Origin of the sequence: Pararhizobium sp., from assembly GCF_035497515.1 — a bacterium.
Classification (GTDB): Bacteria; Pseudomonadota; Alphaproteobacteria; order Rhizobiales; family Rhizobiaceae; genus Pararhizobium.
On the sequence record NZ_DATJDJ010000246.1, the window covers coordinates 18,355 to 31,398 of the forward strand.

Sequence of the window (13,044 nt, forward strand, 5' to 3'; positions counted from 1 at the left end):
CACCCCCGACCGATGGGGTCAAGGGTGCTAACCGTTAACAGCGGGGCGTTCAGGCAGCCAGCGCGTCGAGAATGCGGATCCAGGAACGGATACCCTTGTGGAAGGACTGCAACTCGTATTTCTCGTTCGGCGAATGAATGCGGTCGTCGGACAGGCCGAAGCCGACCAGCAGCGATTCCATGCCGAGCATCTTCTGAAAATCACCGACGATCGGGATCGAGCCGCCCATGCCGATGACCACGGCGGGCTTTGGCCATTCGTCCGACAGGGCAGACTTCGCGGTGTTGAGCAGCGGCGAATCATAGGGCAGCTGGATGGCTGGCGAGCCGCCATGCTTGTGGAACTCGACCGAGCAATCCGCCGGGATTTGTGACGTGACATAGGCGCGGAAGGCTTCGCGGATCTTGTCCGGGTTCTGGGTACCGACGAGGCGGAACGATACCTTCGCGGAAGCCTGCGCCGCGATCACGGTCTTGAAGCCCTCGCCTGTATACCCGCCCCAGATGCCGTTGACCTCCGCCGTCGGGCGCGCCCAGGTCAGTTCCAGCACCGAGCGGCCCTTTTCGCCGGAGGGGATGGACAGGCCGATTTCGCCGAGGAATTTTTCGGCCGTCTGGCCCAGCGTTTCCCAGGCAGCCTTGATCTGGGTCGGGGTTTCCTCGACGCCCTCGTAGAAGCCGTCAAGTGTAACGCGGCCGGTTTCGTCATGGAGGCCGGCAAGGATTTTCGTCAGAATATGAATGGGATTGGCCGCAGCCCCGCCGAAATAACCTGAATGCAGATCGCGATCCGCCGCCGTGACGACGATCTCCTCGCCGACGAGGCCACGCAGTCCGGCCGAGATCGCCGGCGTATCGCGGTCCCACATGCTGGTGTCGCAGACCAGTGCGTAGTCGGCCTTCAATTCCTCGGCATTGGCTTCCAGGAACGGCTTCAGCGATGGCGAGCCGGATTCCTCCTCGCCTTCGAACAGGATGGTCACCTCGCAGGGCAGCGCACCTGTGGTTTCCTTGTAGGCCCGACAGGCTTCGACAAAGGTCATCAACTGGCCCTTGTCGTCGGCCGTGCCGCGCCCGGTGATAACCTTGCGGCCGCCATCCAGTTCCTTGATCGACGGCTCGAACGGCGCCGTATCCCACAGGTTGAGCGGATCGACCGGCTGGACATCGTAATGGCCATAGAACAGCACATGCGGTGCGCCGGCCTTTTCGCCGGCATGATGGGCGACGACCATCGGGTGACCGGGCGTATCGCGCACGGAAGCCTCGAAGCCGAGGCTGACCAGTTCGGCCACCAGCCATTCAGCCGCCTTGCGGCACTGGGCCTTGTAGGCCGGGTCGGTGGAGATCGACTGGATGCGCACGAGATCGAAAAGCCTGCCGAGGCTCTTGGGGAGGTTTTCATTCGCGCGGGCGAGAGTGCTGGCCGTCTCTGTCATGTCCGAATCCTTCGTGTTTCGGGCGAAACCTAGAGCGTTTCACATCCAAACGGAAGCAATTCTGTTGGCTCAATTGCGCGTCCCGTTGGCGATCGCCATGCGCATGTATTCGAGCAGGAGTTCGCGCTCGAAGCTCCGGAAGCCGGAAAACAGCGATTGATCGGCGGCCTGCGCCGCTGCCTTCGCCGCCGTTTCCATCTGCTTTGCCCTGTCGGTCAGAAAAATCTGCTGGGCGCGTTTGTCGGTCGGATGTTTGCAACGGACAATCAGACCATCGCGCTCCATGCGCGCCAACGTGTTGGCCATGGTCGCCTGTTCGATGTCCATACGGTCAAGAAGCTGTTTCTGGGTCAGCCCCTCCTCGCTCCAAAGTTCCAGGAGGACGGGAAACTGGCCGGGCGCAAAGCCGAGTTTCTGGCCTCTCTCCTGCAGCGCGCGGGAGAAACTCTTCGCCAGAAGACTAGCCAGGTATGTCGCGGAATCCATACGATCGAAGGCCATGTCTATGGGTACCTCTCGCCTGCCTCGAACACAAGTTGCATTGCAGGCGATGGACCATCCGGAAACAAGATTCACGCTGTTGTGATGGCCCGCGCCTACTGCATGATTTGCGCGTCATATTTGGCGCGCGGCGTTGTCAGCAAACAAAAACCGCCATGGCGGAGGCGGAGCCACGGCGGTCTTGTTAGATTTGGACAAAGGCCCGGAGAGGGGGATAGGCCTTTGTCCTTACATCTGGCTTCGGCGGGGGACAGGCCTTTGACCAGATGACGGCGTGTTCAGGTGCCGTTGGGTATGATTTGTGGTCTCAAATGTGGCTTTTCAAGGGAGCACGGCAGGAAGCGCGCATTACAAATTGGTAACATTCCCGTGAGGGCCCTCAGTTCTTTCACCCGCACAAAAGTCGCTGCCTGCCAGAATGAAATATGGACGCCCATCGCGGCCCGCGCTATCCCTTGTCGCCATGAAAAAAGGTGATCATCTCTTCCTCGTCGACGGCTCCGGATTCATCTTCCGGGCGTTCCACGCCATCCCGCCGCTGAACCGGAAATCGGACGGCCTGCCGGTCAATGCCGTCTCCGGTTTCTGCAACATGCTGTGGAAGCTGCTGACGGATGCGCGCGATACGTCCGTCGGGGTGACGCCGACCCATTTTGCGGTGATCTTCGACTATTCGTCCAAAACCTTCCGCAACGAACTTTATGACCAGTACAAGGCCAACCGCACAGCGCCGCCCGAGGATCTCATTCCGCAGTTCGGATTGATCCGGCATGCGACCCGCGCCTTCAATCTACCCTGCATCGAGAAAGAAGGCTTCGAGGCCGACGACCTGATCGCTACCTATGCCCGGATGGCGGAGGCGGACGGCGCCGACGTGACGATCGTTTCTTCCGACAAGGACCTGATGCAGCTCGTGAGCGCCAATGTCTCCATGTATGACAGCATGAAGGACAAGCAGATCTCGATCCCGGAAGTGATCGAGAAATGGGGCGTGCCGCCGGAAAAAATGATCGACCTGCAGGCGATGACCGGCGATTCGACCGACAATGTGCCGGGCATTCCCGGCATCGGCCCGAAGACCGCGGCGCAACTGCTGGCGGAATTCGGCGATCTCGAGACGCTGCTTGCCCGCGCCGGCGAGATCAAGCAGCAGAAGCGCCGCGAGAACATCATCGCCAATACGGAGCTTGCCCGGCTATCCCGCCAACTGGTCATGCTGAAGACCGATACGCCGATCGACGTGCCGCTGGAAGATTTCGAGCTTCATCCACAGGACGGGCCGAAGCTCGTCGCCTTCCTGAAGGCGATGGAATTCACCACGCTGACGCGCCGCGTCGCGGCCGCGACCGAGACGAATGCGGATGCGGTCGACGTCGCCAGCGTTCCCGTCGAATGGGGAGCCGCCGCCCACGGGCCGGACCTCGACAAGGGCGAGCTGTCATCTCCGCCGCCGCCCTCTGCCCTGTCTTCGGCAAAATCCGCGGCCCTCGGCAGCGCTGAAGACGCAGCGGCGACACTTTCGGGTGCAATCGATAGCGGACCGCCGGTCGCGACGCCCGGAAGCCTTGCCCAGGCCCGCGCCGAACTGTTCGCCAAGGCCAGGATCGACCGCAGCACATATGTGACCATCCGCGACGTCGCGACGCTCGACGCCTGGATCGCCGCCGCCCGCGAAACCGGCCTTGTCGCCTTCGACACCGAAACGACCTCGCTCGACGCCATGCAGGCCGAGCTTGTCGGCTTCTCGCTTGCAATCGCCGACAACGGCAGGAACCCCTCTGGCACCGATATCCGCGCCGCCTATGTGCCGCTGATCCACAAGACCGGCGGCAACGACCTGTTCAGCGATGGCTTGAAGCTGGCGGAAAACCAGATTCCGGTTCCCCTTGCGCTGGAACGACTGAAGGACCTGCTGGAGGACCCATCGGTCCTCAAGATCGCCCAGAACCTCAAATACGACTATCTCGTCATGCGGCGCCACGGTATCACAATCGCCAGTTTCGACGACACGATGCTGATGTCCTATGTGGTCGATGCCGGCGCCGGCACGCACGGCATGGATTCTCTGTCCGAAAAGTGGCTCAATCACCAGCCGATCCCCTACAAGGACGTTGCCGGCACGGGCAAATCCTCCGTCACTTTCGATTATGTCGATATCGACAAGGCGACGGCTTATGCCGCCGAGGATGCCGACGTGACGCTGCGACTCTGGCAGGTGCTGAAACCGCGGCTGGCGGCGAAGAACCTCAACACGGTCTATGAGCGGCTGGAACGGCCGCTGGTTCCGGTACTGGCGCGCATGGAAGAGCGCGGCATCACCATCGACCGGCAGATCCTCTCGCGCCTGTCTGGCGAACTGGCGCAGGGTGCCGCCGGCCACGAGCACGAGATCTATGCGCTGGTCGGCGAGAGTTTCAATATCGGCTCGCCAAAACAGCTGGGCGACATCCTGTTCGGCCGTCTCGGCCTTCCCGGCGGTGCAAAGACCAAGACCGGCCAGTGGTCGACCTCGGCGCAGGTGCTGGAGGAACTCGCCGCCGAAGGCCACGAACTGCCGCGCAAGATCGTTGATTGGCGCCAGCTGACCAAGTTGAAATCCACCTATACCGACGCCCTTCCCGGCTTCGTCCACCCCGAGACGAAGCGCGTCCACACCTCCTACGCGCTGGCCGCGACAACCACCGGCCGGCTGTCCTCATCCGATCCGAACCTGCAGAACATTCCGGTTCGCACCGCCGAGGGCCGCAAGATTCGCACGGCTTTCATTTCGACGCCGGGACACAAGCTGGTATCGGCCGACTACAGCCAGATCGAACTGCGCGTGCTTGCCCATGTGGCTGAGATCCCGCAGCTGAAACAGGCCTTTTCGGACGGTATCGATATTCATGCCATGACGGCGTCGGAAATGTTCGGCGTACCGGTCGAGGGCATGCCAAGCGAAATCCGCAGACGCGCCAAGGCGATCAACTTCGGCATCATTTACGGCATTTCGGCCTTCGGCCTTGCCAACCAGCTGTCGATCGAGCGCTCCGAGGCGGGCGATTACATCAAGAAGTATTTCGAGCGCTTCCCGGGCATCCGCGACTATATGGAAAGCACCAAGGCTTTCGCACGCGAGAACGGCTATGTCGAAACCATCTTCGGCCGGCGGGCGCATTATCCGGATATCCGCTCGTCCAACCCCTCGCACCGCGCCTTCAACGAACGCGCCGCCATCAACGCCCCGATCCAGGGCTCCGCTGCCGACATCATCCGCCGTGCCATGGTGAAGATGGAGCCGGCGCTGGAACAGGCCGGCCTTTCACAGCGCGCCCGGATGCTGCTGCAGGTGCATGACGAACTGATCTTCGAGGTCGAGGATGCCGATGTCGAGCAGTCGATCCCGTTGATCGTCGAGGTCATGGAGAATGCCGCCATGCCGGCGCTCGACATGAAGGTACCGTTGAAGGTTGACGCCCGCGCCGCCCATAACTGGGATGAAGCGCACTGAAGCGCGTCGCGATCTTGCAGATTCGCTCTCGCGCTTTCGTTTCTTGTTTTATCGCATGCCGCGCAGAACCGCTGCGCACTTTTGCGCGACATGCTTTAGGACGGCAAAAAGCTGCGACTTGCGTCGCGGCTTTCCGGCTGCATGATGGGCGATACCCCTCGTATGCGGAGACTGCTGAATGACCGATCGCGCTTTTCCTGTTTTCGACCTCGGTACTTTCGAGACGGCCGACAGCGCCACGAAACGGATACTCGGCGACAGGGTCGATGCGATCTGCCGCGAAACCGGATTTCTCGCCATTTCCAATCATGGCGTGCCGCAGACGGTGATCGACGCCGTCTGGCGGAAGGCGCACCAGTTCTTCGACCTTTCCCCGGACGACAAGCAGAAAGCCCGCGCGCCCTATAAGGGCTATCCCTATGGCTATCTCGGGCCGGAACTGGAGGCATTGGCGAAATCGCGCGATGTCGATAGCCCGCCCGATCTCAAGGAAAGTTTCAACGGCGGCCCGCTCCGGCAACCGACCTCCATCACCGATCCGGAAGCGCTTGCCTTCTGCTACGCGCCGACGATCTGGCCGGAACAACCGAACGGCTTTATCGAGGCCTGGAAAGCCTATTATGCCGCGCTTGAGGATCTTGCCGCCCGCGTCATGCGGCTCTTCGCCGTGGCGCTGCGCCTGCCGGAAGATTATTTCGAGAGCTTCATCGATGCGCCGATCAGTGCGCTCAGGGCACTCAACTATCCGGAACAGCCTGTGCCGCCGAAGCCCGGTCAGTTGCGCGCCGGCGCCCATACCGACTATGGCAGCCTGACGATCCTCTTGCCGCAGGAAGGTTCGAAGGGCCTGGAGATCATCACGCCGGATGGTGGATGGACGGCTGTTCCGCCGGTCCCCGGTGCCTTCGTCATCAATATCGGCGACCTGATGGCACGCTGGACCAACGATCGCTGGGTTTCCACCCTCCACCGCGTCGTCAATCCTTCGCCGGAGGATGGCGGTACGGCGCGTCGGCAATCACTCGCCTTTTTCCACCAGCCGAACTGGGATGCACAGATCAGTGTGCTCGACGCCTGCCTCGTCGAAGGCGAAACGGCGAAATATGGCCCGGTCCTTTCTGGCCCCTATCTGATGAGCAAGTTCAAATCCACAGCCGCTTGATGTTTTTCAATGAACGGCGGCCATATCGGCACCAGCATGGACGGGACGGAAACTGTCGAACAGCCGCTTCAGTCCTTCCTTGCCCTCGACCGCCAGATCGAAGCGGCGGCCGAACAGCAGCCATTCGCTGCACAACCCTTCCATCATCCAGCGCAGCGCCTTGGTCGCCGATTGCGGCGTCCAGTTTCCGCTGAGGAAACCTTCGCTCTTTGCGCGAGCGAAGGCATTGTCGAGCATGACGGTGTGCCGGTCGTCGACCTCGCGCTGTTTTTCGAGGACCGGCATCAGGTCCTCGCCATAGGGGCAGCGCAGCAGGATGGTAAAGATACGCTGGCGATGCTCGTCGGCAGCCAGTTCGTCCAGCCAACTGCCGGCCGACGTCTCGATGACGCCGAGAACATCGGAGGCCGGCCGTTCCGTGTCGCGGACGACCATGTCTTCCAAGGGGAGCGATACGGTGTTGTAGAGTTCGAGGAAAAGGTCGGTCTTGTTGGCGAAATGCCAGTAGATCGCGCCACGCGTCACGCCGGCAGCCTTGGCGACATCGTCGAGCGAGGTGTTGGAGACACCCTTTTTGAAGAAGACCCGCTCGGCGGCATGGAGAATGCTGCTACGCGTCTCTTCCGCCTCGGCCTTTGTCCTGCGCATCGCGCCCTCCCCTTTTGAAAAAGGCCCGCCTCCCGGCGGGCCGCTTCCATTATTCCGTCGGCGCCGTTACCGCTTCGTCGGCGCCGATCGGCTTCAGCGTCGTCCGGCGGAAGAGCTTCATGATGAAGACGAAGAACACCGGGACGAAGAAGATCGCCAGGACCGTCGCCGAGATCATGCCGCCCATGACGCCGGTGCCGATGGCGCGCTGGCTGCCGGAGCTTGCGCCGGTGGCAATCGCCAATGGCAACACGCCGAGCGTGAAGGCGAGCGAGGTCATCAGGATCGGCCGGAAGCGCAGGTGCGCCGCCTCGATGGTCGCGTCCAGAAGCGGTTTTCCGGCCTCCATCTGCTCCTTGGCAAACTCGATGATCAGAATGGCGTTTTTAGCCGATAGACCGATGATCGCGATCAGGCCGACCTTGAAGTACACGTCGTTCGGCATGTCCCGCAGGGTCACAGCCAGCACGGCCCCGATGACGCCGAGCGGCACCACCATCATCACCGCCACCGGAATGCTCCAGCTTTCATAGAGGGCGGCAAGGCACAGGAAGATCAGCAGGCAGGACAGCGCCACGAGAAGCGGTGCCTGCGTACCCGAGGCAATTTCCTCGCGCGACTGGCCGGTCCACTCGTAGCCGAAGCCGGGCGGCAACTGCGAGAAGAGACGTTCCATTTCGGAGATCGCTTCACCGGAGGAATAGCCGGCATTGGCCTGGCCGCTGATCGGCACGGACGGATAGCCGTTATAGCCGACCGTTTGGGTCGGGCCGCTTGTCCACTCGATGCTCGCGAAGGCCGACAACGGAACCATGCCGCCATTCGAGTTGCGAACATTGAGCTTCAAAAGATCGGCCGTTTGCATGCGCCGGTTCTCGTCGGCCTGAACCGTCACACGCTGGAGACGTCCGGCATTCGGGAAATCGTTGACATAGGACGAACCGAGATTGGTCGAGATCGTCGAATTGATATCAGTGAAGGCGACGCCGAATGTGTTGGCCTTTTCACGGTCGATGATCAGGTTGACCTGTGCCGCATCCGGCAGGCCGTCGACGCGAACGCCGGAGATGACCTGGCTCTGTGCCGCAAGGCCCAGAAGCTGGTCACGCGCCGCCGCAAGCGCCGCGGAACCCTGGCCGCCGCGATCCTGCAGGCGGAATTCGAAGCCGTTGGAGGTGCCGAGACCCTGGATCGGCGGCGGCGACAGCGCAAAGCTGATCGCATCCTTGATCTGGGACATGGCCCCCGATGCACGGCCGGCGATGACGGCGGCGACATCGTTGGGTCCGCGCTCGGCCCAGTCCTTCAGCGTCACGAAGGCGAGGCCGGCGTTCTGGCCGGTGCCGGAGAAGGAGAAGCCGCTGATGGCGATGATACGCTCGACAGCCGGTTCCTTGCTGAAGATGGCTTCCGTCTGCTCGATGACCTCGGTCGTACGGTTGCCAGTCGCTTCCGACGGCAGTTGCATTGAGACGATGACGAAGCCCTGGTCTTCATCCGGAAGGAAGGACGACGGCAGTTGCATGAACAGGTAGCCGAGGCCGCCGAGCAGCACGACATAGATCAGCATGAAGCGCCAGGTGCGCGTCACCATGCCGGCGACCCAGCCGCTATAACCATGCGACGCCTTGTCAAAACCGCGATTGAACAGGCCGAAGAAGCCCCGCTTGGCATGGTGATGCCCCTTCGGAACCTGCTTCAGGAAGCTGGCGCAGAGCGCCGGCGTCAGCGTCAACGCCAGAAGCGCCGAGAACAGGATAGACACGACCATGGTCAGCGAGAACTGCTGATAGATGACGCCGACGGCGCCGGGGAAGAAGGCCATGGGAATGAACACGGCGGACAGCACCAGCGTGATGCCGATGACCGCACCGGTGATCTGTTTCATCGCCTTGCGGGTCGCTTCCTTCGGCGTGATGCCCTCCTCGGACATGATGCGCTCGACGTTTTCGACGACAATGATGGCGTCATCGACGAGAATACCGATGGCAAGCACCATGCCGAACATCGTCAGAACGTTGATCGAGAAGCCCATGGCCAGCATGGCCGCACAGGTGCCAAGTAGCGCCACGGGCACGACGAGCGTCGGAATGATGGTGTAGCGGATGTTCTGCAGGAACAGGAACATCACCAGGAACACAAGCGCCACGGCTTCGAGCAGGGTATGGAGAACCTTCTCGATGGAAATCGCAACGAAGGGCGACGTGTCGTAGGGCACGGAATATTCGACGCCCGCCGGGAAGAAGGTCGCCAATTCGTCCATGCGCGCCTTGATGGCCGTGGAGGTGGAAAGCGCATTGCCGGTCGGTGTCAGTTGCACGCCGATGGCGGCGGACGGCTTGCCGTTCAGGCGGGTCGAGAAGCTGTAGTCCTGGCCGCCGATTTCGATGCGCGCGACATCGCGCAGGCGCACCGTCGATCCGTCGAGATTGGCGCGCAGGATTATCGCCCCAAACTCTTCGGCCGATGTCAGCTGCCCCTTGATCAGGACGGGAGCGCTGATCTGCTGCGTGATCGGGTTGGGCTGCGCCCCGATGCTGCCCGAGGCGACCTGGGCATTCTGCGCCGTGATCGCGGCATTGATGTCGCCGGCCGTCAGGTTGAGGCCACGCATCTTGTCTGGGTCGAGCCAGATGCGCATGGCGCGTTCGGTTGCAAACATCTGCGCCCGGCCGACGCCCTCGACACGCTGGATTTCGTTGAGCACGTTGCGGCTGAGATAGTCGCCCAGCGAAACCGCATCCATGGACCCGTCCGTGGAGGTGAGCGCGACAATCATCAGGAAGCCGGAGCCGGCCTCCTCGACCTCGATGCCCTGCTGACGCACGGCATCGGGAAGGCGCGCCTCGACGCGACGAACGCGGTTCTGAACGTCGATCGACGCGTCGCCGGAATCGGTGCCCGGAGCGAAGGTCACGTTGATCGATACACGTCCCGCTGCACTGGACGTGGACGAGAAATACTGCATGCCTTCGATGCCGTTCAGCTCATTTTCGATGAGCCGGGTGACACTCTGGTAGGTTTCTTCCGAAGAGGCGCCGGGATAGCTCGTATTGATCGAAATCTGCGGCGGCGCGACGTTCGGATATTGCGAAATCGGCAGCAAGGGCAGCGCGATGATGCCGGAAATCATGATGAAAAGTGCGACGACCCACGCAAAGATAGGCCGGTCGATAAAGAAACTAGGCATCGATCAGGTCCTCAATTCGCCTGTGCGGCAGGCTTGGCGTCGGCAGGCTTGGCGTCAGCGGGCTTGGCGTCAGCGGGCTTGGCATCCGCGCCGTCAGCAGGCTTCTTGTTGCCGGCTGCTTCCGTTGCCGGCTTTGCCTCCCCTTCCTTCGCTTCAGCCGGCTTTGCGTCGCCCGCCTTCCACTCCGCGGGAACGACGGGTGCGCCGGGACGCAGCTTCTGGAAGCCTTCAACGATGACCTTTTCGCCGGCCTTCAGACCGTCGCGGATAATCCAGCGATCGCCCAGAACAGTGCCTGCGGAGACCGTGCGCAATTCAGCCGTATTGTCGTCCTTGGCGACATAGACCTGCGCGACGCCCGATGTATCGCGCTGCACGGCCTGCGTCGGCACGGCGATGGCGTCCTTCTCGATGCCCTGCTCGATCAGCACGCGCACATACATCCCCGGCAGGAGATCGCCGTCCGGGTTCGGGAATTCGCCACGCAACGTCACCTGGCCGGTGGTTTCATCGACGGCTGCTTCCGAAAACAACAGCTTTCCGGCATGCGCATAGGCACTGCCGTCGTCCATGATCAGGTTGACCTTGGCTTCCTTCTTGCCGTCGGCCAAAGCGCCAGCCTGCAGCGACTTGCGCAGGCGGATGAGGTCGGTCGCGGACTGGGTGAAGTCGGCATAAACAGGATTGAGCTGCTGGATCGTCGCCAGGTTTTCCGAACCATTGGCGCTGACCAGCGCACCTTCGGTGATCAGCGCGCGACCGATACGGCCGCTGATCGGCGCGGTCACATTGGTATATTGCAGATTGAGCTTGGCCGTTGCGAGACCGGCCTCGGCGATCGCGACATCGGCATCCGCCTGCGCCAGCTGTGCCACGGCATCGTCAAAATTCTGGCCGGTCGCCACGCCGGACTTGCGCAGCTGTTCCTGGCGCTCGGCCGCCTGGCGCGCCTGAAGCTGAACGGCTTTCGCGCGCCGCAGCGTACCTTCGGCGCTTTCGACCTGGACCTGGAAGGAGGCCGGGTCGATGCGATAAAGCACGTCGCCTTCCTTCACCAGCGAGCCCTGCTCGAACACGCGCTCGATGACGATGCCGGTGGCGCGCGGACGAACTTCCGAGATCCGCGTCGCGGCGATACGGCCCGGCAGGTCGTTGGTGATCGGGATATCCTCGGTCTTGGTGGTGATCACCGAGACTTGCGGCGGCGGATAGGAGGGCGCAGCCTGCTTTTCGCCCTCGCCTTCCTGGCAGCCGGAAATGATCAGCAGGGCGGCCACGGTTGCAGCCAGTATCGGTCGGTTCATCCGCATTGTCGGTTCCACGCAAAAGGCCAGCCCCATGGCCGACGGTCTTGGGAAGACGTCAGCCGCAGCTGGATTTCAGAAAAATCAATATGATGCGCAGGGCCAGGTTTTCCATTTGGCGAGCGCAATCAATTATACAAACGCAGTCGTATGTTAATTTTTCCGCGCGTGCAAGCCGATGATGCGCCGCACAATAAAACGTTACCGAACAATAGCGGCCGTTAACATTCAGTTACAAATCAGGGTCCGCACCTATCGAAGGATCCGGTCATCCGCACCGAAGCGATGCATCGCTGCCTTGTTGGGCGTTGAATAGACCACGTCATCGACTTCGTATTTATGCTCACCGAACAGACGCACCGTCAGAAGGCCGGTGACTTCGGTTTCGAGGTAGAGGATCGTGTCGGCACCCAGATGCTCGACATGGATGACCTTGCCCTTCCAGTCGCCGCTCTCGCGCGACAGGATGATATGTTCGGGACGGATGCCCACGGTCTTGGCCTGGCTATCACCCAGCCGACCAGCCTCGATGAAGTTCATCTGCGGCGAGCCGATAAAGCCGGCGACGAATGTGTTGGCCGGCCGATTGTAAAGTTCCATCGGCGAGCCGACCTGCTCGATCTGGCCGGCATTCAACACAACGATCTTGTCGGCCAGCGTCATCGCCTCGACCTGATCATGGGTCACGTAGATCATTGTCGCCTTGAGGCTGCGGTGCAGACGGGCGATTTCGAGACGGGTGTTGACGCGCAGCGCCGCATCGAGATTGGACAATGGCTCATCGAACAGGAACAGCTTCGGCTCGCGCACGATGGCGCGGCCGATGGCGACGCGCTGGCGCTGGCCGCCGGAGAGTTCGGACGGTCGGCGAGCGAGATAGGGTTCCAGCGACAGCATCGCGGATGCCTTGCCCACCTTGGCATCGACCTCAGCCTTGGGAGCGCCCATCTGCTTGAGGCCAAGCCCCATATTGTCCTTGACCGTCAGATGCGGATAAAGCGCATAGGACTGGAAGACCATGGCGATGCCGCGCTTGGCGGGCGGCGTGTTGATGACTTCCTGCCCGTCGATCCGGACACTGCCGGATGTGGCATCCTCAAGTCCGGCGATAACACGCAGCAGCGTGGACTTGCCGCAGCCGGACGGGCCGACGAAGATGACGAACTCGCCGTCCTTCACCTCGAGGTCGATGCCCTTCAGGACTTCGTGATTGCCGAAGGCCTTGCGGATGGATTTCAGATTCAGTGATCCCACGTGAGGCCCCTTACTGTCGTTGTCGCTTGCCCTGCCCCGACCTGATCGGGTGGACAA

8 protein-coding genes are annotated in these 13,044 nt (G+C 61.8%); 2 read left to right on the forward strand and 6 right to left on the reverse strand.

All coding sequences use genetic code 11. The annotated features are described in order from the left end of the window. Window positions 1-49 precede the first annotated feature (49 nt). A complete protein-coding gene (locus VL202_RS25505; protein WP_325466853.1) occupies window positions 50-1,438 on the reverse strand; it encodes a dipeptidase in 1,389 nt (462 codons plus the stop codon). A 69-nt stretch (window positions 1,439-1,507) separates the two neighbouring features. Further along, window positions 1,508-1,939, reverse strand: coding sequence for a MarR family winged helix-turn-helix transcriptional regulator (locus VL202_RS25510; RefSeq protein ID WP_325466854.1), 432 nt, complete (start codon window positions 1,937-1,939; stop codon window positions 1,508-1,510). 463 nt (window positions 1,940-2,402) lie between these two features. Here VL202_RS25510 and polA point away from each other — a divergent pair, with 463 nt between their 5' ends. Both polA and VL202_RS25520 read left to right on the forward strand, forming a co-directional pair. Continuing rightward, window positions 2,403-5,429: a DNA polymerase I gene (polA, locus tag VL202_RS25515; protein ID WP_325466855.1), complete on the forward strand. Its 3,027-nt coding sequence runs from the start codon at window positions 2,403-2,405 to the stop codon at window positions 5,427-5,429. A 178-nt stretch (window positions 5,430-5,607) separates the two neighbouring features. After that, window positions 5,608-6,591 carry an isopenicillin N synthase family dioxygenase gene (locus tag VL202_RS25520; protein ID WP_325466856.1) on the forward strand — a complete coding sequence of 328 codons (984 nt, stop codon included), beginning with the start codon at window positions 5,608-5,610 and terminating at the stop codon, window positions 6,589-6,591. Between the two features lie 6 nt (window positions 6,592-6,597). Here the strand turns inward: VL202_RS25520 and VL202_RS25525 are convergent, their stop codons facing one another. From VL202_RS25525 to VL202_RS25540, 4 genes are all read right to left on the reverse strand, one after another. Next, on the reverse strand, window positions 6,598-7,239 hold the full coding sequence (locus tag VL202_RS25525) for a TetR family transcriptional regulator (protein ID WP_325466857.1): 642 nt from the start codon (window positions 7,237-7,239) through the stop codon (window positions 6,598-6,600). 49 nt (window positions 7,240-7,288) lie between these two features. After that, on the reverse strand, window positions 7,289-10,429 hold the full coding sequence (locus VL202_RS25530; protein ID WP_325466858.1) for an efflux RND transporter permease subunit: 3,141 nt from the start codon (window positions 10,427-10,429) through the stop codon (window positions 7,289-7,291). Window positions 10,430-10,440: 11 nt separating this feature from the next. Then, complete coding sequence (locus VL202_RS25535) at window positions 10,441-11,739, reverse strand: efflux RND transporter periplasmic adaptor subunit (RefSeq protein WP_325466859.1); 1,299 nt, start codon at window positions 11,737-11,739, stop codon at window positions 10,441-10,443. 246 nt (window positions 11,740-11,985) lie between these two features. After that, window positions 11,986-12,987 carry an ABC transporter ATP-binding protein gene (locus tag VL202_RS25540; RefSeq protein WP_325466860.1) on the reverse strand — a complete coding sequence of 334 codons (1,002 nt, stop codon included), beginning with the start codon at window positions 12,985-12,987 and terminating at the stop codon, window positions 11,986-11,988. Window positions 12,988-13,044 lie beyond the last annotated feature (57 nt).